Origin of the sequence: Massilia consociata (assembly GCF_042432755.1) — a bacterium.
Lineage (GTDB): Bacteria > Pseudomonadota > Gammaproteobacteria > Burkholderiales > Burkholderiaceae_D > Telluria > Telluria consociata.
Genome location: NZ_JBHLWP010000012.1, coordinates 43,713 through 69,438, shown reverse-complemented (window position 1 = coordinate 69,438; position 25,726 = coordinate 43,713). Strand labels below are relative to the sequence as shown.

16 protein-coding genes and 1 riboswitch are annotated in these 25,726 nt (G+C 63.5%); of the genes, 9 read left to right on the top strand and 7 right to left on the bottom strand.

Features of this window, described 5'->3' with window-relative positions; all coding sequences use genetic code 11:
• Nucleotides 1–586: 586 nt before the first annotated feature.
• The 4 genes from ACFFJK_RS13370 (at nucleotide 587) to ACFFJK_RS13355 (ending at nucleotide 8,401) form a co-directional block, all read left to right on the top strand.
• Complete coding sequence (locus tag ACFFJK_RS13370; protein ID WP_379679748.1) at nucleotides 587–5,164, top strand: PDDEXK-like endonuclease domain-containing protein; 4,578 nt, start codon at nucleotides 587–589, stop codon at nucleotides 5,162–5,164.
• A gap of 626 nt (nucleotides 5,165–5,790) precedes the next feature.
• Entirely contained in the window at nucleotides 5,791–6,888 is a 1,098-nt protein-coding gene (locus ACFFJK_RS13365) for an MBL fold metallo-hydrolase (protein WP_379679747.1), read from the top strand.
• Between the two features lie 189 nt (nucleotides 6,889–7,077).
• Entirely contained in the window at nucleotides 7,078–8,022 is a 945-nt protein-coding gene (locus tag ACFFJK_RS13360; RefSeq protein ID WP_379679746.1) for a pectate lyase family protein, read from the top strand.
• A complete protein-coding gene (locus tag ACFFJK_RS13355) occupies nucleotides 7,940–8,401 on the top strand; it encodes a hypothetical protein (protein WP_379679745.1) in 462 nt (153 codons plus the stop codon). The genes ACFFJK_RS13360 and ACFFJK_RS13355 overlap by 83 nt, the downstream gene beginning before the upstream one ends.
• Before the next feature lie 19 nt (nucleotides 8,402–8,420).
• Here ACFFJK_RS13355 and ACFFJK_RS13350 read toward each other — a convergent pair whose 3' ends face one another.
• Nucleotides 8,421–8,579: a hypothetical protein gene (locus ACFFJK_RS13350; RefSeq protein ID WP_379679743.1), complete on the bottom strand. Its 159-nt coding sequence runs from the start codon at nucleotides 8,577–8,579 to the stop codon at nucleotides 8,421–8,423.
• Between the two features lie 349 nt (nucleotides 8,580–8,928).
• Here ACFFJK_RS13350 and ACFFJK_RS13345 point away from each other — a divergent pair, with 349 nt between their 5' ends.
• The 3 genes from ACFFJK_RS13345 to ACFFJK_RS13335 all read left to right on the top strand — a co-directional run bounded on the left by ACFFJK_RS13345 (nucleotide 8,929) and on the right by ACFFJK_RS13335 (nucleotide 12,294).
• The gene (locus tag ACFFJK_RS13345; protein WP_379679741.1) at nucleotides 8,929–9,585 is read left to right on the top strand and encodes a VTT domain-containing protein; all 657 of its coding nucleotides are present in this window, start codon (nucleotides 8,929–8,931) and stop codon (nucleotides 9,583–9,585) included.
• A gap of 97 nt (nucleotides 9,586–9,682) precedes the next feature.
• The gene (locus tag ACFFJK_RS13340) at nucleotides 9,683–10,366 is read left to right on the top strand and encodes a Crp/Fnr family transcriptional regulator (RefSeq protein ID WP_379679740.1); all 684 of its coding nucleotides are present in this window, start codon (nucleotides 9,683–9,685) and stop codon (nucleotides 10,364–10,366) included.
• Nucleotides 10,367–10,608: 242 nt separating this feature from the next.
• The gene (locus tag ACFFJK_RS13335) at nucleotides 10,609–12,294 is read left to right on the top strand and encodes an AMP-binding protein (protein WP_379679738.1); all 1,686 of its coding nucleotides are present in this window, start codon (nucleotides 10,609–10,611) and stop codon (nucleotides 12,292–12,294) included.
• 119 nt (nucleotides 12,295–12,413) lie between these two features.
• Here ACFFJK_RS13335 and ACFFJK_RS13330 read toward each other — a convergent pair whose 3' ends face one another.
• The 3 genes from ACFFJK_RS13330 to ACFFJK_RS13320 form a co-directional block, all read right to left on the bottom strand.
• Nucleotides 12,414–13,505: a porin gene (locus ACFFJK_RS13330; RefSeq protein ID WP_379679736.1), complete on the bottom strand. Its 1,092-nt coding sequence runs from the start codon at nucleotides 13,503–13,505 to the stop codon at nucleotides 12,414–12,416.
• 108 nt (nucleotides 13,506–13,613) lie between these two features.
• A complete protein-coding gene (locus ACFFJK_RS13325; RefSeq protein ID WP_379679735.1) occupies nucleotides 13,614–14,975 on the bottom strand; it encodes an MFS transporter in 1,362 nt (453 codons plus the stop codon).
• Between the two features lie 176 nt (nucleotides 14,976–15,151).
• Nucleotides 15,152–16,690: a class I adenylate-forming enzyme family protein gene (locus ACFFJK_RS13320; protein WP_379679733.1), complete on the bottom strand. Its 1,539-nt coding sequence runs from the start codon at nucleotides 16,688–16,690 to the stop codon at nucleotides 15,152–15,154.
• 386 nt (nucleotides 16,691–17,076) lie between these two features.
• Nucleotides 17,077–17,183: riboswitch (TPP riboswitch) on the top strand.
• Nucleotides 17,184–17,376: 193 nt separating this feature from the next.
• Between ACFFJK_RS13320 and ACFFJK_RS13315 the strand changes: the two genes are divergently transcribed.
• A complete protein-coding gene (locus ACFFJK_RS13315) occupies nucleotides 17,377–18,633 on the top strand; it encodes a D-amino acid dehydrogenase (protein WP_379679731.1) in 1,257 nt (418 codons plus the stop codon).
• Nucleotides 18,634–19,340: 707 nt separating this feature from the next.
• Nucleotides 19,341–20,942 carry an exodeoxyribonuclease I gene (gene sbcB, locus ACFFJK_RS13310; protein WP_379679729.1) on the top strand — a complete coding sequence of 534 codons (1,602 nt, stop codon included), beginning with the start codon at nucleotides 19,341–19,343 and terminating at the stop codon, nucleotides 20,940–20,942.
• Here sbcB and ACFFJK_RS13305 read toward each other — a convergent pair.
• From ACFFJK_RS13305 to guaB, 3 genes are all read right to left on the bottom strand, one after another.
• Nucleotides 20,939–22,186: a hypothetical protein gene (locus ACFFJK_RS13305; RefSeq protein ID WP_379679728.1), complete on the bottom strand. Its 1,248-nt coding sequence runs from the start codon at nucleotides 22,184–22,186 to the stop codon at nucleotides 20,939–20,941. The genes sbcB and ACFFJK_RS13305 overlap by 4 nt on opposite strands.
• 251 nt (nucleotides 22,187–22,437) lie before the next feature.
• The gene (gene guaA / locus ACFFJK_RS13300; RefSeq protein WP_379679727.1) at nucleotides 22,438–24,048 is read right to left on the bottom strand and encodes a glutamine-hydrolyzing GMP synthase; all 1,611 of its coding nucleotides are present in this window, start codon (nucleotides 24,046–24,048) and stop codon (nucleotides 22,438–22,440) included.
• A 175-nt stretch (nucleotides 24,049–24,223) separates the two neighbouring features.
• Nucleotides 24,224–25,684 carry an IMP dehydrogenase gene (gene guaB / locus ACFFJK_RS13295; RefSeq protein ID WP_379679725.1) on the bottom strand — a complete coding sequence of 487 codons (1,461 nt, stop codon included), beginning with the start codon at nucleotides 25,682–25,684 and terminating at the stop codon, nucleotides 24,224–24,226.
• Between the last annotated feature and the right edge of the window lie 42 nt (nucleotides 25,685–25,726).

Below are 25,726 nucleotides of genomic sequence, written 5' to 3'. Positions count from 1 at the left end.
ATTTCTTTTTTGTGAACATTTGATAATTTAAGTATGCAGCTGACCTAAGCCAGCCGGCACCTTCATCAAACGCCCACACTTATCGACTGTTGATTGTTAAAGATCGGTGTCTTGCACCTTGCTGTACCTAACGAAGCGTTGTGTTCGTCAGCAGCAGAGAAGTGAGATTATGCAGTGTTTCGCGTTTCTCGTCAACCCCTCGTTCGCTTCGCCGCAGATTTTTTCTGCCGGCCTTGTCAACTCAACCACTTGATTTCGTTGAACTTTTCGGCCCGTGCTCTGCAGCACTCCCCGAAGCGGAGGCGAATCATAGCAAACCTTGGGCGCGCCGTGCAAGTCCCTGCGCGAATTTTTAGAGTGGGCAGTCTATTGGCCGCCCATGACAACAATCGGGCACCGACGGCGTGCTCCCGATAGCTGCTGCACACCAGCGAAACCGTTGTTGAGTTGATAGAGGTTAATATAACGCCACTCTATGGAAATCGGATGCAATCAAGCATCAATCGCTGAGAGGATAGAGTCCCGGCGACTCTCGCTCCCGGCAACGCTGAACCACCACCTTACCACCGCCCATCCGCGAACAAACATGCCATCCCCTGCCCAGCTCATGAGCGGGCTGCTCGACTATCTGGTCGAGCAAGCCAAAGACATCGACCCTGCAGCTTTTACACTGTCGAAGGCTACCGAGTTCAAGAAGACCTTTGCTGATCTGGAGACGCTGCCCTGGATCGACTTCAACGTGGACACTGATGGGGAGCCCATCTGGCTTCGGGTACATCGCCTTGAGGCAACATCCGCTCCGCCCCTCCCGGAGCCCGACCTCGCGCCGTTCCTGACGATCAGCGACGACCCGATGGCGCGGCCGCCGGGCTTGAAGGAGGCGGCACTGGCAAGCGCCCGCAACGAGGATGCCCGCCTTGTTGGCGAAGAAGAAGCGGCGCAGCGCGACGAGCAACGCCGTGCGCGGGTCGGTCGCCTGCTGGGCGTCTATACCCTGCACTGGAATGACTGGGCCGTGCGTGAACGACCGCGCCGCCAGGTGATCGCCCTTTACGCGGACCTGTTTGCTCTCAAGACGCGCCTCGAGTCCGAAGAGGCGGTACGCCCGATCGAACTGGTCTGGGGGATGGGCGTGTCCTCATGGCGCATCACGGGCGCCAGCCAGTCCGGTTCACCGGCAGCCGCCGACTTCCACTATCCCCTGATCACCCAGGCCGTGGAGCTCGAGATCGACAGCGCGAGCCACGCGATCGCCGTACGCCCGCGCCAGACCGAGCCGCGCCTCGAGTTCGACGCGTTTGCAGCCTGCGCCGTGCCCGGCATCGGCGATGTCGAGCGTGCCGCGCGCACCCTGGTGCGCGAACGCCCCGACACCGCCATCTCGCCCTTCGACCCGGCGACAGTGGAACCGATCCTGAGCCTGGTCGCCGCCAACCTGGCCGCGTCGGCACGCTACGACCGCGCTTGCGCCAATCCGCCGGCGCCTGGGGAGAAGTTGGTGGTGACGAACCAGTGGGTCGTGTTTGCCCGTCCGCGCGCCAGCCATTTCCTGATCGACGACATCGCGCGCCTGAAGGAGCGCGTCAGCGCCGGCGACGCCATTCCCGACGGCCCGCTCAGCATCGTCACATCGCCGGGCGACACCGTGATCGAGCACGAACCGATCGCCTTTCGTGGCTTGTCCGGCCGCGCGCACGGCCGCGGCGCGGCACGCGAGCTGTTTTTCCCGCTGCCGTACAACCGGGAACAGGAAACGATCGTCCAACAGCTCGAACGCTCCCCGGGCGTCGCCGTCCAGGGACCACCCGGCACCGGCAAGACCCATACGATCGCCAACATCATCAGCCACTACCTGGCGTCCGGGAAGCGGATCCTGGTCACGTCCAAGGGCGAGCCGGCCCTGAAGGTACTGCAAGAGAAGATTCCCGGATCGATCCGCCCGCTCACCGTCGCGCTCCTGTCCGGCGACAAGGAAGGCATGCGCCAGTTCCAGGCGTCGATCGAGGCGATCATCCACACCCTCACCCATCTGAATCCGCAGATGGAGGAAGAAGCGATCGCCACCTGCCGCGCCGCGCTCGACCGGGCGCACGAGGAGATGGCGCGGATCGACACGCGCATCGACGACATCGCCCGTGTCCACCTTGCCGAGATCGATGTCGACGGCGTGCCGATGCGGGCACAGAAGATGGCTGAACTGGTGATCCACGGCGAGGAACAGTTCGACTGGTTCGACGACGGGTTGTCGCTGGCGCCAGAACACGCGCCGCCTTTCGGCGACGAGGCCGGCATGCAGTTGCGCGATGCGCGGCGCCGGCTCGGTGGCGACCTTGTCTACTGCCATGCCGGCATTCCGGGTTCGAGCACCCTTCCGCAGGCCGCCGAGGTCGGGCGCCTGCACGAGGTGCTGCAGACAGTACGCGAGATCGAGCGCGACGAGGCGGCCGGTGTATTGCTTGCGCTACGCGCCATGACGCCGGAAGTGCTCGGACACGCCCGCCGGCTGCTTGCGGTGCTGGATGTGGCAGCCGCGCTGGTGCGCGAACTCGAGGAGTCGGGGCATGAATGGGTATTTGCCCTGCGCGAGAAATGCCGGCGTGCGGACTTCGCGACCGAACGCGCCTCGCTCGAAGCCCTGTTCTCGGAGATGGATGCGCTCCTGCAGGCGCGTTCCGAGTTCATGCAGCGGCCGGTCACGGCGCCGCGCGAGGCGCTGGAACATCCCAAGGCCCTCGAGGCCATCGCACGCGCGGCGGTGTCCGGCAAGCCGTTCGGCTTCCTGTCCTTCGGCGTGGGCGACATCAAGCCGCACGTTGGGGCCATCCGGGTTGCCGGGCTCGCGCCGGGCTCACCCGAAGGCTGGGCCCACGTGCAGCGCTTCGCGGCCTTGCACACGCGGCTGCTGTCTTTCGTGGTGCGCTGGAACGCCTTCGCCGAGCTGCTGTCACTCCCCCTGCTCCAGCCCGACGTCGGCCAACTGCGCCAGGTCGAGCAGATCGCGCTCGCCGCACGCCGGGCCCACGCCCTGGCCACGACGCACGATCTCACGCTCCCTGTCCTGGCCGAACAAGTGTTCGCCCAGGTGCCGGAGGCCGAGCTGATGGGGCGGCACGCCGACCTGGCCCGCGTCCGCGAACAGCTGCGCCGCCACCTCACGCGCGCGGAACTGGCCGACGCGATGTCGAGCCTGGACACCCTGCGCGAAACGCTGGCCGGCACCAGCGGTCCCGTCTCGGACCGGCTACGCGCCCTGGTCGAACATGCACTGGGCACTGCGGACCTGCCTGCCGAAAGGATCATCGCCGACTATGCCGACATCCTTGCCGGGATCCGGCACGTCGAGGCGCTGGCACCCGTCCTCGCGACCGTGCGCCGGCTGGCCGGCGAGGTCGAACGCCACGGCGCCCCACGGCTAGCCGCGCGCGTAATGTCGGTGCCGGTGGACCGCGTGGGCGACGATACGGTCTTCCCGGTGCGCTGGCGCGACGCCTGGACCTGGGCGCGCCTGAAGACCCACCTGGACGCCATCGACGACCGCGACGAGATGCGCACCCTGGCAGCGCGCCGGCGCAACCTCGAGACGGGCCTGGCCCGCCTGTACGAGGCGCTGGTCTCGAAATCGGCCTGGCTCGCCACCCGGCGCCAGGCCGGCCAGAACGTGCTGACGGCACTCGAAACCTACCGCATCGCCATGCGCAAGATCGGCAAGGGCACCGGCGTGAACGCCGCGCGCTACCGCCGCGACGCCCAGCAGGCGATGACGGACGCGCAGGCGGCCGTCCCCTGCTGGATCATGAGCCACGCCCGCGTGTCGGAGTCCCTTCCGGCCACGCTGGGCGCCTTCGACCTGGTGATCGTGGACGAAGCCAGCCAGTCCGACCTGTGGGCACTGCCGGCGGTCCTGCGCGGCAAGCAGATCCTCGTCGTGGGCGACGACAAGCAGGTGTCGCCCGAAGCGGGATTCGTCTCGGCGACCAAGATCGTCGAGCTGCGCCGGCGTTTCCTGGCCGGCCAGCCGTTCGAAGCCGTGCTCACTGCCGACATGTCCCTGTATGACATCGCGTCCTCGGTGTTCGCCGCTTCGCGGGTCATGCTGCGCGAGCACTTCCGCTGCGTGCAGCCGATCATCGGGTACAGCAACCGGGTGTTCTACAAGGGCTTCATCCAGCCGCTGCGCATCCCGAAGGCGTCGGAGCGGCTCGACCCGCCGCTGGTCGACGTGTTTGTCGCCAACGGTTACCGGACGTCCAAGTCGCAAAATCCCCCCGAAGCAGAGTTCATCGCAGCCGAAATCGAAGCGATCCTGCGCGACCCCGCCATGCGCCATCGCACGCTCGGCATCGTCTCCCTGCTCGGTCCGGAGCAGGCCCAGTGGATCGACAAGCTGGTGCGTTCCCGCTGTGACGCGGCGGAGCTCGCGCGCCGCAACTTTGCATGCGGCGATGCGCGTATCTTCCAGGGCAGCGAACGCGATATCGTTTTCCTGAGCATGGTTGCCGACGGCAGAAACCACCATGCCCTGTCCGGCCTGCAGTACGACCAGCGATTCAACGTGGCCGCATCCCGTGCGCGCGACCGCATGTATCTGGTGCGCTCGGTACGTCTGGAAGAACTGTCGACGCTCGACCTGCGGCGCACGCTGGTCGAGCACTTCGCCAAGCCGGTGGAGAGCAACGAGGAAGCCGGCAGCCTCGTCGCCCGGTGCGAATCCGGGTTCGAGCGCGACGTGTACACCGAACTGTTCAAGCGAGGCTACCGTGTCATTCCGCAGGTGCCGGCCGCCGGCTACCGCATCGACCTGGTGGTCGAAGGTGCGGACGACCGGCGCCTGGCGATCGAACTCGATGGCGACGAATTCCACGGGCCGGACAGGTGGGCAGCCGACATGGGACGCCAGCGCGTGCTGGAACGGGCCGGATGGATCTTCTGGCGCTGCTTCGCTTCCACCTGGTCGCTGCAGCGCGAAACGGTGTTGGCCGAACTGCTCGCGCAACTGGCCAGCATGGGGATCGAGCCCCTCGGAACCCTGCAGCGCATCCCGTCGCTGGTCGAATACCGCGAATGGGGACGGGAATCCGGGGCAGGAAACGACGACGCGGCGGGAGACCTGCTCGAAGCGGCAGTGAGGGCCGATGCGAGCGCCGCGGCGACACCTGCTGCCTGAGGGGTCGCTCGATCGGACGGCCCGGCACGGCATATTCGCGAATCATATGTCTGTCATCATGCAATGCCATTGGACTTATATCGCGTGTTGCAGCATCATGTTCCTGTCTCCTCTACTTTCTCCTCCGAGAAAATAGATTCAATGCCCGCACTGCGGGCATTTTTTTTTGCCGATGCACGCTGGCGCTCGCCCGTGCCTCCGAAACTCATGAGCGCAATTCATAAGACTATGGCGATTTTTATTATGAATCCTTCATGAATTCTGGAGTAACATTGCGCAACTTTACACATGCGCGCTACGGTCCCGCAGGCAGCCCCATGGGTAAGCCTCGGGTGCCATCTGCGCTCCAAGGCTGCCCCCCCCTTCGCACGCACAGGCGCTCATGGCGCGCTTCCGCAGGTCGCGTCCGAACCTGCTGCGCCTGCCGCCGCGGTGGCGACCCCCGCATCGTCCGAAACCGGGCGGCATCCAGCGGCTGGATTGCTCGACGCCTTCGCGTGCCATGCCTTGAGGCCACGCGCACGTCCATCGCCGGTGACGCAAGACAGGCTGGCTGGTACGGCGCCCTGTGCCGCCGCCGGCGCGCCGCCGACATGCACCAACCGATTCATCCAAACGGAGAAGCTGTGAAGAGATTGCTGAAAATTGGCCTGGCCTTGCTGTGCGCTGCCCTCGTCGGCGCATGCGCGTATATCTATCCCTCGACCGGACGCCTGCACGAGGCCGCGACGCTGCAGGCATCGCCGCAGTACCGCGACGGCCAGTTCCACAACGAAGTGGCTTCCCCGCCGCGCCCAGGCGGCTTCGGCTTCATCCTGGCCGTCATCCGGGGCCGTTTCGAACCGCGCGAGCGACCGGCGCCGACCGTGCCGCTGCCGTCCGTCAAGACCGACCTGGCGAGCCTGCCACTGGAACAAGACATCGTGGTCTGGCTTGGCCATTCCTCCTATTATGTGCAGATCGGGGGCAAGCGCATCCTGGTCGATCCCGTCTTCAGCAAGTACGCGGCCCCCGTCCCCGGCATGGTACGGGCGTTCGACGGCACCAATCTCTATAGCTTGGAGGATGTGCCGGAGATCGATGCGGTCCTGATCACGCACGACCACTACGACCATCTCGACTACGGGACCATGAAACGCCTCGAGCCGAAGACGCGCATGGTGATCACGGGGCTCGGCAACGGCGCCCACCTGCTGCACTGGGGCTACCGGCCCGAAAAGATTCGGGAAATGAACTGGCACACCACCGTGGAAATCGCCCCCGGCCTGCAGGCACATGTGCTGCCGGCGCAGCATTATTCCGGACGCTTCATGCAGCGTAACCAGAGCCTGTGGGCGAGTTACGCGCTGCAGACGCCGCAGCGCAAGCTGTACTTCAGCGGCGACACGGGTTTCGGCCCCCATTTCGCGGCCATCGCCAAGCGTTTCGAGCGCTTCGACTTCGTCGCGCTCGACGCCGGACAGTACAACGTACGCTGGGCCGACATCCACATGAATCCCGAGGAGGCATCGCGCGCGGCCGAGATCCTGAACGCGCGCACGATGCTGAGCGGCCACGCCGGCCGGTTCACCCTGGCCCGCCACGCCTGGGACGAGCCGTTCGAGCGCGCCGTCGCCGCCAGCCAGGGAAAACGCTACCGGCTGCTCACGCCGCGCATCGGCGAGCCGGTCTTCCTGGCCGACCCGCTGCAGCCGTTCACGCACTGGTGGAAGGGACTGGAGTAACAACGGAAGGCGCCATGCCGGCGCCACAGCCGGCCGGCCTCGCCTATCAAGAGGATCAGCCTGATGCGCCAGGCCGGTCTGCCGCATCCCGCTGGTCGCCACCGCCACTGTCCGCTCCTCGGGCAGGCTTCACGCGCTGTGCCATAATTTCCGCACTACAAAACAAGCAAGACAACAGCGGAGACGGCGATGCGATTTTCCATGCGTGCAGCGATCCTGACGATGACGTGCTGGTGCCTGCCTGCCACCGCAGCCGAGCCTTTCATCCAATTGTCCGGGATGTCGCGCGCGGGCATCGATGTCAAAGGCTGGGCCGATACGAGGGGCGGTGCTGGCGGCAGGATCATCCGGGTGACGAACCTGAACGCGTCCGGTGAGGGCTCCTTCGCCGCCGCGGTGGCGCAAACCGGCGCCCGCATCGTGGTCTTCGAAGTGGGCGGCGTGATCGACTTGCAGGGTGCGTCCATCCGCGTCCAGGAACCGCACCTGACGATCGCCGGCCAGACCGCGCCCAATCCCGGCATTACCTTCATCCGCGGCGAATTCTCGGTCGCCACCCACGATGTGATCGTCCAGCACATCGCTGTGCGGCCGGGTGAATTCGGGCGCGCGAAGCGAAGCGGCTGGGAAGCCGATGGGCTGTCCACCAGCGCGGCGGACAATGTCATCATCGACCATTGCAGCTTCAGCTGGGCCACGGACGAAAACCTGTCGGCGTCCGGTCCGCGCTTCAAGGGCGCGACGGTCGACGAATGGCGCCAGGCGACTTCGCGTCGCATCACCTTCAGCCACAACATCGTGGCCGAAGGGCTGCGTGATTCGACGCACAGGAAAGGCGAGCATTCGAAAGGCTCGCTCGTCCACGACAACGCCAACCGGGTGCTCTTCTTCGGTAACCTGTTCAACGCCAATCACGAGCGCAATCCGCTCATCAAGGGCGGCGCGCACGTCGCCGTCGTGAACAACCTGATACATGATTTCGGCGCCAGGGCAGTCCATTACAACCTGATAGCGCACGAATGGGGGGGCCAACCCGCCGCAGACCGGCATCGTGACGCTGGTCGGCAACGTGGTGCGTGGCGGCGCCGATTCGCTGGCGGGCGTGCCCCTCTTCAGCCTTGGCGGCGCGGGTGACGTGAGCCTCTACCTGCGCGACAACGTGGCCGTCGATGCCAACGGCAACCCACTGCCCCAGACCGGCAGCTATACCGCGTCCGGCGCGCGCATCGTCAAGGCCGCGGCGCCCTACCTGCCCGCCGGTCTCAGGCCCCTACCCAGCGCTCGCCTGGAAAACGCCATCTACATGAGCGCGGGCATGCGGCCGTGGGCGCGCGATCCGGTCGACTTCAAGATCATCTCCGACGTGGCCGAAGGGCGCGGCCGCATCGTCGATTCGGAAATGCAGTCGAGCGGCTACCCGGCCCACGCGCCGACGCGCCGCGCCTTCGATCCGGCCGAATGGAACCTGGCGGACATGTCGCCCAGGGCGGGGTGGGATTCGCTGTTTCGCTGACTCCCAAGCAAAAGCGGGACTACACCTCATCCCCAATCAATCCACTCGGCAGGTTTTCGATATAAGCCGAAATGACTGGAAACTGCTCACCAGTACTCAGTTGAGCCTCCACCGGTCCGTCCTCGGCAAGCATGATCGGTTCGCCCAGTTCTTCGGCTTCATAAAAATATTTAAACATGGCACCTCCTGGTACACATCAAGATGGACACAAGATAGCGCGTCGATGGTGCGCCGCACAACTGGAGAAGTCCTGTATTCAGGTAGGCTTCGGCCTACAGCACGCTCACTCATGCTGCATTTGCACATAGCCCGGCCGAAGCATTGCTGCTAGTTCCGGCACGGGGCACGGTCCATACGAGTATGGGGTGCAAAACGCGGGCCGATTTGCCGGGCTGCACGGACCGACCTTGCCACGCGGTACAATGCTCCCGAAGCCGACGATGCGTGAGACGTGCTGCGCCTGCCGGACCGGCCCGGCGACGACACATCGACACACTTGGCAACCACCCAATGCAAAGACAAACGATATGCTGACTACCTTGCTCGACTGGTTCCTCCACCTTGATCGCCATCTCGCCGTGCTCGCGGCCGAATACCAGGTGCTCGTCTATGTGCTGCTGTTCACGGTGATCTTCGTCGAGACGGGCGTGGTCGTGATGCCCTTCCTGCCCGGCGATTCGCTCCTGTTCGTCACGGGCGCCCTGGCGGCGAAAGGCCTGCTGTCGCTGCCGGTGCTGATTCCGCTCCTGATCGTCGCGGCCGTGCTCGGCGACATCGTCAACTACGCGGTCGGCAGCGCGTTTCGCGATCGTGTGAGAAACGGGTACCGGCTTCGTTTCATCAAGCCCGAGCACATCGCCCATACCGAGCGCTTCTTCGAGCGCCACGGCCCCAAGACGATCGTGCTGGCGCGTTATGTCCCCATCGTGCGCACCCTGGCACCGTTCGTCGCGGCGCTGGGCAGCATGCACTATCGGACCTTCCTGGCGTACAACGTGTCCGGCGGCACCCTGTGGGTCGTGTCGCTCGCGGTGGCCGGCTACGCCTTCGGCAATATCGCGTGGGTCAACGACAACCTGACCGCGGTCATCCTCGGCATCATCGTGCTGTCGCTGGTGCCGGGAATCGTAGCCTGGATGCAGGAGGTCTATCGCAGCAAGCGCAGCGCCGGCGGTCAGGCTTGAATCGCGCGGCGCAAGCGGCTGCGGTTCACGCAGGCGTCCTCGAGTGGCCGCACGGATAAAATATCAATCTGTTTGAGTATCAGAACTGGCGATAGCGATGGCAACTGAAGCTGCCAAGAAATTCGTTGCGTCTTCTGCTTGGGCCCAATTGTTGACGCCTGAACAGATGCATAGAGTGCTCAGGGATATGTCGGAAACGACTGCAGGTCCTGGTGAAGCCATTTGCAGGAACGGGCAGCGCTCTGATTATTGGTATGGCGTGTGCGAGGGCCTGGTCAAGGTTTCCAATGTGGCTCCCGATGGGAAGCCCACTACCTTGATCGGCATCCCAACCGGAGGCTGGTTCGGCGAAGGTTCCGTATTCAAGCACGAGAGACGCCCGTATGACGTCGTGGCGCTGCGCGACAGCCGGGTGGCGCAGGTACCGGCGGATACCTTCCACTGGCTGCTATCGGCCAGCATTCCGTTCAACCACTTCCTGATCGGCCAGTTGAACACCCGTTTGGCGCAATTCGTCATCCGTTGCGAGCATCTTCGATCCTACGCTCCGGAACGACACGTGGCGCTCTGCCTGGCCGAACTGTTCAATCCCGTCCTGTACCCGGGCACCACGATGACTCTCCAGATTTCACAAGAAGAAATCGCCTTCCTCGCGGGGGTGTCACGGGGAATCGTGAACCGTGCGTTACGTCACCTTGAAGAGGACAATGTGGTCGAAGCGCGCTATGGGACTATCCAGATCCTCGATCTGGACGCATTGCGCGCATCCGCATTCAAATAAAGCAGTCGGCTTCCCACCCGTACAGAACGTCCAAGCTTCGGCAGATTGTCGTTCCGTGAACAGTCATTCTTCCCGTTCGGCGTTACCCTTATCCTACGGACCCGCTCATGGACCACGCGGCGAACGAACGACGACCGAAACAGCTCACTGTGGCCACGCCGCTCCACCAGCATGCACCAGGGACACCCGCCACGGCGGTACGCCGCCGAAGGGATATACAAGCACACAACAAGGAGACAGATATGCATCAGCAACGGAGCTATGTTCATGGGCACAGCGACACCCCACTGATCGGCGAATCGATCGGCATCCACCTCTCTGCCATTGCACAGCGTTTCGGTGATAACGAGGCGCTTGTCGTGCCTTTCCAGAACATCCGCTGGACTTACCGCGAATTCGACGACTACGTATCGCGCGTTGCTGCGAATCTGCTGGCGCTTGGCCTGCAGCCGGGCGACCGCGTCGGGATCTGGGCGCCGAACTGCGCGGAATGGGTGCTGGTGCAGTTCGCCACCGCGCGCGCAGGCCTGATCATGGTGAATATCAACCCGGCCTACCGTCGCTCCGAGCTCGAGTATGCACTGGACAAGGTCCAGTGCAGCGCCTTGATTCTTGCCCCCGCTTTCAAGACGAGCGATTACATCGAGATGATCAGGGACGTCGTACCCGAGATCGACCATGGCGCCCCCGGCGAACTGCATTCCCGGCGCCTGCCCCACCTGCGCCATGTGATTCGACTCGGCCCGGAACAGACGCGGGGAATGTCCAGTTTCGATCATCTGCTGGTGCCCCCGGGCCCCGAGGCACTTGACCGCCTGCTGGCGGTGCAGGACAGCGTGCAGTTCGACGATCCGGTCAACATCCAGTTCACGTCGGGCACGACCGGTGCGCCGAAAGGCGCAACGCTCAGCCACCACAATATCCTGAACAACGGCTTCTTCGTCGGTGAAGCGATGCGGCTGACGACCAGGGACCGCCTCTGCATTCCGGTACCCCTGTACCACTGTTTCGGTATGGTTCTCGGGAATATGGCCTGTGTAACCCATGGCGCGACCATGGTCTTCCCGAGCGGAAGCTTCGAACCCCAGGCCGTGCTCGATACGGTGCAGGCCGAGCGCTGCACCGGCCTGCACGGTGTCCCCACCATGTTCATCGCGCTGCTCGACCACCCCGACTTCGCGAACTACGATCTGTCCACGTTGCGGACCGGGATCATGGCTGGTTCCCCCTGCCCCGCCGAGGTCATGAACCGTGTGATGAAAACCATGCACATGGATGACATCACGATCGCTTACGGCATGACCGAAACGTCCCCGGTCTCGTTCCAGAGTTCGGTCGACGACCCGGTGCACCTGCGCGTTACCACCATCGGCCGCGTCCATCCGCACATCGAGTGCAAGATCGTGGATGCGAATGGCGCGATCGTCCCGCGCGGCGTCAAAGGCGAACTGCTGACCCGGGGCTATTCGGTCATGCTGGGCTACTGGGGTGACGAGGAAAAGACCCGCGCGACCATCGACGCGGCACGCTGGCTCCATACCGGCGACCTGGCGGTGATCGACGAGGACGGTTTCGCCTCGATCGTCGGCCGCTGCAAGGACATGGTCATCCGCGGCGGCGAGAACATCTACCCGCGCGAGATCGAGGAGTTTCTCTACCGTCACCCGAAAGTCCAGGACGTGCAGTGCGTCGGCGTGCCGGACGCGAAATACGGCGAAGAACTGTGCGCGTGCATCATTCTCAGGCCCGACCAGGAAGCCACGGCTGGCGAGATCCAGGAATTCTGCCGCGGACAGATCGCCCACTACAAGATTCCCCGTTACGTCCGGTTCGTCTCGTCCTTCCCGATGACGGTCACCGGCAAGATCCAGAAATTCGTTCTCCGTAATCAGGTCACTACCGATCTCGGCCTTCACCACGACAGCTGAACAGCCAAGGGGCGGGAAACATCGCGGCCCGCCCCGATTGACCGGGTCTTTCGTTCACCCATGGCGAAGACATCGGAGCCCTTCGCCGCGATCCGGCAGTTCGCGGCGAGCCGGGGAAGCTAGAAGATATGCCGGATACCCGCCATGAACCCATTCTGGGTCATACCGACCCCAACCGTACCAGTAAGGTCGAGCGCAATTGCGGCGGCGCCCCTGTTGTCCATCCGGCCGACGGCGCCGTACACGGCGGTACGCTTCGTGAACGCGTAGGTCAGGCGTGCGACCAGCATGTTCGTGTCGTCGCCCGATGCCTTGACGTCCTTCCGCGCGGCCTGCGCATCGAAGCTTAACTGCGCCGAGATCGGTTGGCTGAAGCCCAGGTAGTACAGATCCGATTCCGAGATACCGGTTGCTGCATCAAGCTTGCGCCGGATAATACCGCCGCCGAGCCTGGTCGAGCCGAGCATATAGTAGCCGTTCATGCTTACCCGCCGGTCGAAGCGCTCGCTGCTATCGAGCCCGCCTGCGCCGCCAGCGGTCCCGTGGAACTTGTCATAGCTGAGGTTCAGGCCGTACTCCTTCATCTCGTACCCGACCAGGCCGGTGACCTGGCGGCAGGCTTTTGCCGCCCCTGCAAGCTCGCCGGCGCATCCGCCGGCCACATTATCGCGGCCGAAGCTGTAGGTCGCGCCGAGCTGCAGGCCGTCGAAGCTTCCGAGATAGGCAATGGCATTGTCGCTGCGCGCCCCTGCCAGGTAGGGATCGATACTGTTGATCGAGAAGAGGTTCGGGCCAAGGACATCGCTCTTGACCGGTGCCAGCAGCGTCATGTTGTTGACGCGGCCGACCTGCAGTGTTCCCCAGCTGCCCTTCAGTCCGACCCAGGCCTGGCGTCCGAACAGGCGTCCGCCCTGCCCCGACGTCCCGCTATCGGAATTGAATCCGCCCTCGAGCGTGAACACGGCGGAGAGCCCGCCGCCCAGATCCTCGGAACCGCGCACGCCGAAGCGTGACGGCACGGTGCCTGTCAATGACGATACCCTCGTGATCGCCTCTCCCCTTGCATTCGCGTTTGTCATTCGCGCGACAGCGGTGTCGACAATACCGTAGATCGCCACGTTGCCCTGTGCGTCTGCTGCGCTGCTGGTGAACGCCGTGGCAAGCATGGCAGCCATGAGCACCGCGCGCGGCCCGGTCATCTGTTTATGCATCAATGTCTCCTGGTCTTAATGTTTTGTGGTGCTGCGCTGGAGCGCCGCTGCGACGTCCCGGATTGCGTACCTGGTGCCGGACATCGCATGAAGCGGCGTCCGGCCCGGTCATGCCCGGGCCTTCGCCGTGGCGGCAAGCGGCGCGCTGTGCTGCGCCGTCGCAGCTCCTGCGGAGCAGTCATGCCTGATCAGGGCTGCAGCGAGGGCCGCGATCACTGCGGGTACGGCAATGACGAGGAAGTTGGTTTGCAGCGGCAAGGACATGCCGATCAGCGTACCGATCACGATTGGCGCCAGGATGGCGCCCATGCGGCCGACACCGGATGCGAAGCCGATTCCGGTCGAGCGTGCGTCGATCGGGTAGAACTGCCCGGTGTAGGCATAGGTAACGATCTGGGTGCCGATCGTGGTAGCGCCAGCCATGCCCACCAGCAGGTAGAGCACCGGGGTCGGCACTTTGTAGCCGAGCAGTGCAATCGACAGTGCTGCAAGCAGGTACATGACAACCATGACGCGTTTGATCTGGAACCGATCCGCAAGCCAGCCACCGCCGATTGCACCCACGACCGCCCCGAAGTTCAGCACGAGGGTGAACGTCAATGCCGATCCAAGGCTGTATCCGGCACTTGCCATCAGCTTGGTCAGCCACGAGCTGAGCGCGTAGACCTGGAAGAGACACATGAAGAAAATAGTCCAGAACATCACCGTGCTGAAACCTCTTCCGTTCTGGAACAGTCTGCCGACCGACGCGCCTTTCGTCCCGCCGGCAACCGGGAGATGGAAGGTATCGCCCTGCGTGGCGCGATAGGCAGGCTGCATCTTTTCGAGCACACGCTGCAGTTCGGCGACGCGGTTCTTGCGGATCAGGTAGGGCATCGTCTCGGGCAAGCTCTTCAGGATGAAGGGCACCAGGAGTACCGGCACGCCAGCTGCCAGGAAGACCGATTGCCAGCCGTATGCTTCAAGCATGCCCTTCCCCAGGACGGCCGCCAGCATGCCGCCGATGGCGTACCCGCTGAACATCAAGGTCACCATCGTGGCCCGGATGCGCTTGGGCGAGAACTCCGTCATCTGCGCGACCACGTTCGGCATGACGCCGCCGATCCCGAGGCCGGCAATGAAGCGCATCACACTGAACGCATAGGGATCGTCGACGAGGCCGGACGCGGCCGTGAACACGCTGAACAGCGCGACGCAGATGGCAATGGTGGGACGCCGCCCGATACGGTCGGCGATCGTGCCGAGAAAGATGGCGCCGACCATCATGCCGAACAGCGCGGAACTCATCATGAATCCGGCGTCCTGCGCGTTGACGCCCATCTCCTGCATGATCAATGGCAAGGCCACCCCAGCGACAGCCAGGTCATAGCCGTCGCAGATGATGATGACCGCGCACCATGCCAGGACCTTCAAGTGAAAACTGTTGAACTTCGCCTCGTCGGCGAGCTGGTGTACGTCGATGTGTCGCATGCTTGTCTCCTGGTTGTAATCGGCCTTTCGGCCGGCTTGTGGCTTGTTGTTGCAATCGACATGCGAAAGGCGTGGGCTGAAAAAGGTCGAACACGCCCCTGGCGCGGCATGAAGCCGGCCATTGTTCGGTTGTATAAGGTGCAGATCCCCGGGCGTTTGCCCGAACCGCAGGGCTGTCAGGGCGAGGCTGCCAGCTCCTGCCGCGCCGCCTCTTCAAGCGCGCGCCGCATGATCTTCCCCGTGCTCGTCTTCGGCAGGTCTGCCATGAACTGCACGAGACGCGGCAGCCGGTCCCGTGCGAGGCGAGCTTGGCAGTACGCGATGATTTCTGCTTCCGACGCAGTCCTGCCCTTGGCAAGGACGATGTAAGCCTTGGCGAGCTCCCCTTTTTCGGCGTCCTTCACCGTTCCGACCGCGACCATGGCAACCGCCGGGTGCCCGGCGATGACGCGCTCGATCTCGGCTGGATAGATATGGCATCCATCGGTGACGATGAGGTCTTTCGCGCGATCGATCAGGAAGATGAATCCGTCTTCATCCATGTGACCGAGATCGCCGGTTCGCAACCAGCCATCCTCGGTGAGTACCTCTGCGGTCGCGTCCTCGTTGTTGTAGTACCCCATCATCGTCAGCCCACCCCGGATCATCAATTCGCCGATTCCTGGATGCAGCGTGGATGCGAAGCAGTTGGGCATCACGTTGATGCGCGCCTGGACATGCGGAAGCGGAATGCCGATCGATCCGCGCTTGCGTGGGCCGTACAATGTCTGCGTCGTCGCCGGCCCGGCGAGTTCCGTCATGCCCCACAACTCGATAAGCGGGCACCCGAACGCTTGCTCGACCTGCTCGATCTTGGCTGTCGGCATCGTTTGCCCGCCGACGGTACAGCGTTGCAGGCTGCCGAGCTTGTACCTCTTGAGTTGCGGGACGTCCAGCAGGGACATGTACATCGTGGGGACACCTTCGAACAGGGTCGCGCCGAACTGTTCGATCGACTCCAGGACTGCGTGTTCGGCGAATGTCGGGTGCAGGACCAGGGTGCCTCCGCAAGCGAAAGTCGCGTTCATCACGATGTTTCCGTAGGCATGCGCACACGGCAGAGCAGTCACCACCACATCGCCGGCGTGGCGGGTATGCATGACAGAAGTCATGGCCGCGTTAAGCAGCACCGCCTTGTGACTCAGCATTGCGCCCTTCGGATGGCCCGTGGTGCCCGACGTGTACGCAATCGTGGAAAGTGCATCAGGACTGATTGCCGGGATCGTGAAATGCGCGCTTTCCCTGTCGATCATGGCGTCAAAGCCGAGCGCACCGGGCAAGGCCGGACCGAAGCTGACGACTTGCAGGTTTGTGGCACTGCCGACGGACTCGACAAGGGCGAGGGCGTTGTCGGCGGAGGCGACGACGAGCGACGCGCCGCAGTCTTCGATCGCATACTTCGCTTCTTCGGCGGTGAGCATCGCATTGAGCGGGTTCACGACTGCCCCCAGCTTGAGGACCGCGTAGTAGCTGACAATCCACTGCCAGGAATTCGGTGCGTACAAGCTCACACGGTGGCCCGGGGCGACCCCGACGCGCTCCAGCGCGTTGGCAAACCGGTTCGCGAGCTCGTTGAGTTGCCTGTAAGAAAAGCGGTCGCAGCCGATCGCGAGAGCGAGATGTTCACCGTGCTGGATGGCCGCACGCTCGAGTACATGGGCGATCGAGCGATCCATCAATCGACTCCTTCGTCATGCTGCGCGTGCAACAGAGGCATGACGGCCCCCGTGCGCGTAACGGTATGCCCCAAGCCGGTATAGGCATGCGTCATCTTGGTCTCCATAGCGTCTTCTTGTAGTGTCGGAAGGTCCGCTGGTGAGCGGGTTTCCTGCTCTGCGCGGCCCCCTGTGTTTGCAATATTAATTTTGTACGGCAGCGCAGAATGTCTTGCGACGAACAATTGGCCACAAATAGTCAGGCTGAGTGGCGCTGGATATGTCCGAGTCCATCCTCATCTTAACTTTTCCCCACTGACGACCGCGAGCGAGCGCCCGATTGCAAGCTGTGAAACACCGGGATTGCCGGACACTGGCAAGGCAGTTAAAATCATTCCTGCCTGTCAAGGCAAAGCTGGGGGTCCTGCATGTCGCAACGGCGACCTGTGGGTGAGACATACCCTTTGAACCTGATCTGGATAATGCCAGCGAAGGGAAGCACCGATGCTGGCTGCGCGCCGTCTCCGTACGTCCCCTTGCTGGATCCTGCTCAGTCACCGAGACGCCAACAAGGATCCAATGACCTCTCCCATCCGTGTAGACCGCGGCCGATCTGCCCTCAAGGGTCGCCGGCACCCGCCTCCCCCAGCCGATCGACCGGATGGCACGCCTGCCCGTGCTTGTGCTGCCAGGGCGGCGCGAAGCCGATGAACGTCGTCGTGCTGGGAGCGGGCGTCATCGGCACGACGTCGGCCTGGTACCTGCGTGAGGCAGGCCATGATGTCACGGTGCTCGAACGCCAGCCGGGGCCCGCGCTGGAGACGAGCTTTGCAAACGGATGCCAGATTTCGGTGTCGCATGCGCAGCCGTGGGCCAACCCTGCCGGATTACTGAAGATAATGCGCTCCCTCACCCGCGAAGACGCGCCGCTGCTGTTTCGCCTCCGCGCCGATCCGCTGCAATGGCAATGGTGCCTGCAGTTCCTGCGCGAATGCCGGCCCGCGCGCGTCAACGCAAACTTGCGCCAGATTCTTGCCATCGCTGAATATGGCCGCCGTAGCCTGCAGGCGCTGCGCGCGGAAACCGGCATCGAATACGACAGCCTGGCGCGCGGCATCCTGCACTTCTATACCGATCAGCGCGAGTTCGACAAGGCATGTGCCGTGGCAGCACAGATGCGGGAACTCGGCTGCCCGCGCAGGACGATCGATGCCGATGAGCTCATCCGGATCGAGCCTGCATTGGCTGCCATGCGCAAGAAACTGGTCGGCGGTGACTTTACGCCCAGTGATGAGTCGGGCGACGTCTACAAGTTCACGTCGGGGTTGGCTGCCGAAGGCGAGGCAGCCGGCATCCGCTTCTGTTACAACACGAGCGCAACGCGCCTGCTGGTCGAAGCGGGCACGGTGATCGGGGCGGAAGCCATCGATGGCGAAGGCAGGCATCGGGTAATACGCGCCGATGCCTTCGTTGTCGCACTCGGCAGTTTTTCCGCTCCGTTGCTTGCACCGCTGGGCGTCAAGCTGCTGATCTATCCCGGCAAGGGCTATTCGGCGACCTATGACATCGCTGACGCAAGCGCGGCCCCAAGCGTTTCCCTGACCGATGACAGCTACAAGCTCGTGCTGTCGCGGCTGGGATCACGCTTGCGGGTGGCCGGAACCTGTGAATTGAACGGCTATTCGCGCGCCCTGAATACGGTACGTTGCGAAGCGATCACGCGACGGGTCCGCGAGCTCTTCCCCGATGCCTGCGACTATGCGCGCCCAAACTACTGGACGGGCCTGCGACCGCTTACGCCGTCGAACGTACCGTATATCGGAAGGACGCGTTATCCCAACCTCTATCTGAATACCGGACACGGCACGCTCGGCTGGACCATGAGTTGCGGCAGTGCCCGGCTACTGGCCGATATCGTCGCCGGCCGCCGTCCTGAAGTCGCCTGCAGGACCGCCGCTGGCTGAGGCGGGATTCTGTACGGCCGGCAGCCATTACCCTTCTGCTGAACCTCGGATGCCTGGTGCAGGAGGACTCAATTCATCCGTAAACGGCGCAGTCTGGGCTTCTTCTGGATGCCTTGGTGATGCAGTGTTGGCTTTTTCGTAGTTGTTAACGTCGAGGTAGTGCAGTGTGTAGAAATTATCTGTTGGTTAGTTACGTATTTTGTATTTGCGGCCGGCTGATTTCCCGAATGGATGGGCGTTTATGACTGGACTCTTCAGGAAACAAAGAAGCGGCTGTGGATCGCCAGGGCCTTCCTGCGCCAGCCTTGCCATTGCCTTCGCTCTGCATTAGCCGCTTGGCACACGCCGATGTCATGACTGGAAGCGAGCTTCGGGATGGTATGGGCACTCTTCAACGCTAGCGCCCTTACCCAGCACCATGTTCGATACCATTGAAATTGCTCGCATAGCACCAGTCGGACATGCACGGACCCGCTCCATTCGACAATGAAAAAGCCGTTGACTATTCATACCAGAGATCAAGCTCCGATTGGTGAATTGCTCATGTTTTCCTGATTGACCAGCACCCAATGCGATAGAGCCCAAAACACGGTGGCCCGCGACCACGCAGTGCGTGGTCAGCGCCTGACAGGAACACAGCACCGCTTGAAATCATGGTCCTGACACCGATATAGCAAAATTAAGCACCTGATTCCGCAAAGCCGTGTATGAATACGATGCTGTTTTTCGACTATGAGACCACGGGTCTGGTCCCTGCCCGCGAACGCCCGGCCCAGTTCGCGTGCGTGCGTACCGACATGAATCTGGAAATCGTCGGACAACCGACGACGCTGTACTGCAAGCCGGCGCCCGACCATCTGTTCGATGCGGGCGCTTGCCTTGCCACCGGCATCACGCCGCAAGTGTGCGCCGAAGTGGGCCTGCCAGAGCTGCAGTTTGTGCGCGAAGTGTGCCGGGAACTTGGTACCCCCGGCACGGTCGGCGCCGGCTACAACTCGGTCGCGTTCGACGACGAGGTCACACGCTTTATGCTGTGGCGCAACCTGGTGGACCCGTACGAGCGCGAGTGGAAAAACGACTGCAGCCGATGGGACGTGATGATGGCGGTACGCGCCACGTACGCGCTACGGCCCGAGACGATGGAATGGCCGCGCGAGGACGATGGCAGGGTCTCATTCGCCCTGGAACGCTTAAGTAGCGCAAACCAGCTGCTGCATGAATCAGCGCACGATGCGCTGTCCGACGTGTACGCCACTATCGGGTTGGCGCGCCTCATCATGGAACGCCAGCCGCACCTGTACGCGCACTGTCTGGCAATGCGCAATAAGAACCTGGCGATGCAGGAGATGGGCTTGGAGCGGCGTCAGCCATTCATCCATGTCGGCTACGGCGCTGCCGCGACCGCGGGCCTGCGCATCATGTTTCCCCTCGCTGCGCATCCCATCAACCGCAACGAGGTCGTCGCCTGGGATCTGGCGCACGACCCGCGCGAGCTGCTTGATATGGACGCGGAGACCGCCCGCAAGCGCCTGTTCACGCGGGTCAAGGACCGGCCCGAAGGTTTCCAGCGCCTGCCGCTCGACAGCATTGCCGCGAACCAGTCGCCGGCGGTGTTCGCGAACCTTGACGTCGTATCAGGCCAGCGGGCGACCGAACTCGGCCTGGATGTGGATGCAGCGATGGAAAACGCCGCCACGATGGCGCGCGTGCTGCAGGCAGTGGACGTAGACAGGTTGTTGCAGGTGCTCTTTGCCCGTGACAGCCTGGACGGCGAGGCCGATGCCGAGGTGGCGTTGTACGCGGGCCTACTAGGCAATACCGACCGCCGCACGCTGGATCAGCTTCGCATCCTTGATCCGCGCGGCTTCTCCGCTGCCAGGCCGGAGTTCGACGACCCTCGGCTCGCTACGCTGTGGTTGCGCTACAAGGCGCGTCACTATCCGGATGCGCTGTCACCAAGGGAGCTCGACAAGTGGGAAGAACATCGCTTCGATAAGCTTATCATGGGCACTGACGGCAGCCGCACGGTCGCGATGGTGCGGGAGGACGTTGTGCGCTACTGGCGTGCCCTGGTGGCGTCGAGCGATCTCATCGACCCGGGAAAGCTGCGAATATTGGACGATGTGCTGGCCCACGCGAACGGCATCGCTGCCGAAATCGACCCGTACGAGACCGTTGCGCCGGCCCGGCCAGACGCAGCGCCAGCACTTGCAACCGTTTCTCCGTTTGCGGTGCAGCCGGACATGTTCGGCGGCGCTGGCGACGGTGGCATGTCGCCAAGACGTCGCGCCATCGCGCGTCGCGCCTAACAAGCGGCGTTGCCGTCGTAACGGGCAAGCAGTTGCGCGAGCACGTCGGCGGCCGCTGTGTTATCGGGAAAGTCGAATTGCTGCCGGCGCGGCCGGTACACGCCACCGGCCTCCTGCACTATCAGCATGATGTCGGGTAGTCGGCTCAGCGCCTGGATCGGCAGCTTCAGGCTGCTGCCGTCAGGCGTGAGCATGCGCAGCTGCCGCTGCAGTTCGTCATCGCATCCGACGCGGGGCACTGCTACTCTCGCGTTTCGCTCCCGCGCCGCGTCATTGCGGCCGTCTGTCCTGGCGAGATCGGGCCGCGCCGCCAGCATGCCCGCCAGGCGCGCCGTTTGCCGCTCGACGTCAAACCGTCCCGCGTACCGGCTTCCCTCCACCATCTGGTACCGGATATAGAGTCGCCCGTCGTCGCTGGCCTCAAGGCGATAGTGATCGGCCAGCAGCCCATCGCTCGAACGGTACACCATCCCGACGCGGTCGATAAACTGCTTTAACTCATCGTTCGCACGTACGCGAATCGAAAACATTTGCCGCAGCACCTTGGGGTCGAAGGCATCGAGCCCCGCTGCTTCCACCGCACGCATGCGGATGGCCTCGCCGTAGTGCAGCGTCAGCTCGTCCGGCGCATGGACAGCTACGCCCGTTGCGTAGCGCACGCAGCCCGGCCCGGCGTCGCCAACCAGGGCGAGGGATTCGAATAACTCGGCGATGACTTCGTCCTGCAGCACGCTGCGATAGCGCGGATCCAGCATCGCCAGGTCGATGCCGTCATCGATGCCCTCGGCGCGGCAGCGGTCCCGCAATGCTTGGTAGGAAGGATCGGCCTCGAGTTCGGGACCGGGGAAGCGGACTTCGCGCGCGAGCCGTCGGCCATCGTAGCCCAGTATGCGTGCGGCGCGGAACTCTTCCCCCGTCGCCTGGGGCGTCGGCCAGCGCTTGTGGTAACCGGCGAACACGGTACAGATACCGATGTAGTATGTCAGGTCGTGCGCGGGCCCTTCCTGGACAAACGGAAGTCCAAGCTGAGGCGTGGCGTCGAGCTTCGGGCCTCGTTTAGGTGTCATGGCCTGTCTTCGGAGCGTGTCGTCAATCTGGGTTGACGATACATGATCTGGACAGGCCGAGTTGTCCAGGATGACGAGTTGTCGGACTGCACTTCGCCAGATGGCTGTGGTGCAAGCTTGAAGCTCGGCCAGAATGGCGGCTTGCAGACAGATCCGCACGCGAACGGTTGCCGACAAACTGGACCTTCCTGGAAGCCTTCGCAAGGCGTGGTTAGTTTGTTCGCAGTTGTTAACGTCGAGGAATCGTCTTGGATGAAGCCCCACTGTCGGTTAGTTACATTTATAGGGCGGCGGCGATTCATTCATCAATAGACTCGTCCTGGTCACTGGCCTGGACCCGAAAAGAAACAAAAAAGCCGCCGATCATTCATACGAATGATCAACGGCTCTGCAGTTTTCAATTCAAATGCGTTACTTAGAGACTGCCGTCATTCCCACTCAATCGTCGCCGGCGGCTTCCCCGAAATGTCATACACGACACGATTCAGCCCGCGCACTTCATTGATGATCCGGTTCGACACCTTGCCCAGCAGCGAATGCGGCAGGTGCGCCCACTGCGCCGTCATGAAGTCGAGGGTCTGCACCGCGCGCAGCGCCACCACGTATTCGTAGGTGCGGCCGTCGCCCATCACGCCGACCGACTTCACCGGCAGGAACACGGCGAAGGCTTGGCTGGTCGCCTCGTACCAGTTCACCGGCGCCTTGCCTGGGTCGATGCCGGCCACGGCCGGCAGCTCGAACGGGGTGTTGCGCAGCTCTTCGATGAAGATGGCATCGGCTTCGCGCAGCAGGTCGGCGTATTCCTTCTTCACTTCGCCCAGGATGCGCACGCCCAGGCCAGGGCCCGGGAACGGGTGGCGGTAGACCATGTCGTGCGGCAGGCCCAGGGCCACGCCGAGTTTACGCACTTCGTCCTTGAACAGCTCGCGCAGCGGCTCGAGCAGCTTCAGGTTCAGGGTTTCCGGCAGGCCGCCCACGTTGTGGTGGCTCTTGATGGTCTGGCCCTTCTTGCCCTTGCCGGCCGATTCGATCACGTCCGGGTAGATCGTGCCCTGTGCCAGCCATTTCGCGTTGGTCAGCTTCTTGGCTTCGGCCTGGAACACCTCGACGAACTCGCGGCCGATGATCTTGCGCTTCTGTTCCGGGTCGGTCACGCCGGCCAGGTGGCCCATGAACTGGTCTTCGGCGTCGATGCGCAGCACTTTCACGCCCAGGTTCTTCGAGAACATGGACATGACCATCTCGCCCTCGTCCTTGCGCAGCAGGCCGTGGTCGACGAACACGCAGGTCAGCTGGTCGCCGATGGCGCGGTGGATCAGGGCCGCGGCCACGCTCGAGTCGACGCCGCCCGACAGGCCCAGGATGACTTCGTCGGTGCCGACCTGCTCGCGGATCTTCTGCACGGCTTCGCCGATGTAGTCCGGCATGTTCCAGTCCGACTTGCAGCCGCAGATCTCGTGCACGAAGCGGCCGATGATGGCCTCGCCCTGGGTGGTATGGGTCACTTCCGGGTGGAACTGCAGCGCATAGAAGCGGCGGTCCTCGTCGGCCATGGCGGCGACCGGGCAGCTGTCGGTGGAGCCCATCAGCTTGAAGCCAGGCGGCATCTCCAGCACCTTGTCGCCGTGGCTCATCCAGACGCGCAGCATGCCGTGGCCTTCGCCGGTGACGAAGTCGTTGATGCCGTTCAGCAGCGCCGTATGGCCGCGTGCGCGTACCTCGGCGTAGCCGAACTCGCGCACCTTGCCGTTCTCGACCTTGCCGCCGAGCTGGGCCGCCATGGTCTGCATGCCGTAGCAGATGCCCAGCACCGGCACGCCGGCTTCGAACACCGCCTGCGGGGCGCGCGGCGAGTCGCCTTCGAGCGTCGAGTTGTGACTGCCCGACAGGATGATGCCGCTGGCGCCGTAGTTGCGCACGAACTCGTCGCTGACGTCATACGGGAAGACTTCGGAGAACACGCCGGCATCGCGCACGCGGCGCGCGATCAGCTGGGTAACCTGGGAACCGAAATCGAGGATGAGGATTTTGGAGTGCATGTAAGGGCAACAATAGATGATGAATCGGGACCGTAGGGTGGTCGGCTATGCCGACCGCGCGTTCGACTCCCCTATGATCAGATCGAGCGGCTATTCATAGGCTAGCTGGACGCGCGGTCGGCGAAGCCGACCACCCTACGAAAACGCGGCCCACGGGCCGCGTTTCATTGGATACTTACTCGGAACGGTAGTTCGGCGCTTCCTTGGTGATCTGCACGTCGTGCACGTGCGATTCGCGCATGCCGGCCGAGGTGATCTCGACGAACTCGGCCTTCTCGCGCAGCTCTTCGATGGTCGAGCAGCCGCAGTAGCCCATCGACTGGCGCACGCCGCCGACCAGCTGGAAGATGATCGCCAGCACGCTGCCCTTGTAGGCGACGCGGCCTTCGATGCCTTCCGGCACGAACTTGTCGGCCTTGCTCGAGGCTTCCTGGAAGTAGCGGTCGGCCGAACCTTCCGCCATCGCGCCCAGGCTGCCCATGCCGCGGTAGGACTTGTAGCTGCGGCCCTGGTACAGGATGGTTTCGCCCGGCGCTTCATCGGTGCCGGCGAACATGCTGCCCATCATGACGGTGTGCGCACCTGCTGCCAGCGCCTTGGAGATGTCGCCCGAGAAGCGGATGCCGCCGTCGGCGATGCAGGGCACGCCGGTGCCTTCCAGCGCCTTGGCCACGTTCGAGATCGCGGTAATCTGCGGCACGCCCACGCCGGCCACGATACGGGTGGTGCAGATCGAGCCCGGGCCGATGCCGACCTTGACCGCGTCCGCCCCGTACTCCACCAGCGCTTTCGCCGCCGCCGCGGTGGCGATGTTGCCGCCGATGACGTCAACGTGCGGGAAACGTTCCTTGATCCACTTCACGCGGTCCAGGATGCCTTGCGAATGGCCGTGCGCGGTGTCGACCACCAGCACGTCCACGCCGGCCGCGACCAGCATCTCGATGCGCTCTTCGTCGCGCGCGCCCACGCCCACGGCCGCGCCCACCAGCAGCTTGCCCTGCGAGTCTTTCGACGCCAGCGGGTGCTCGTGCGATTTCTGGATGTCCTTGACGGTGATGAGGCCGCGCAGTTCGAAGGCCTCGTTGACCACCAGCACGCGCTCGAGACGGTGCTTGTTCATCAGGCGCTTGGCTTCGTTGGTGTCCGCGTCTTCGTTGACGTACACGAGCTTTTCGCGCGGGGTCATCTTGGCGCGCGCTTCCGCTTCCAGGTCTTCCTCGAAGCGCAGGTCGCGGTTGGTGATGATGCCGACCACCTGCTTGCCCTCGACCACCGGGAAGCCGCTGATGCCGTGCTGCTGCGACAGCGCCAGCACTTCGCGGATCTTCATGGTGGGAGGAATCGTGATCGGGTCGCGCAGCACGCCTGCTTCGAAACGCTTGACGCGCGCTACCTCACGGGCCTGGTCGGCCGGACGCAAGTTCTTGTGGATGATGCCGATGCCGCCCTCCTGTGCCATCGCGATCGCCAGGCGCGCCTCGGTCACGGTGTCCATCGCAGCCGACAGCAGCGGGATATTCAGCGTGATGTTCCGGGTCAGCTTGGTGCGAAGGGAAGTTTCGGCCGGAAGAACATTGGAGTAGGCCGGGACGAGCAGCACATCATCGAACGTGAGTGCTTTTTGGAGTAGACGCATAGCATTTTCCTATAGGCGCAAAAGTGAATTATACAGAATGTA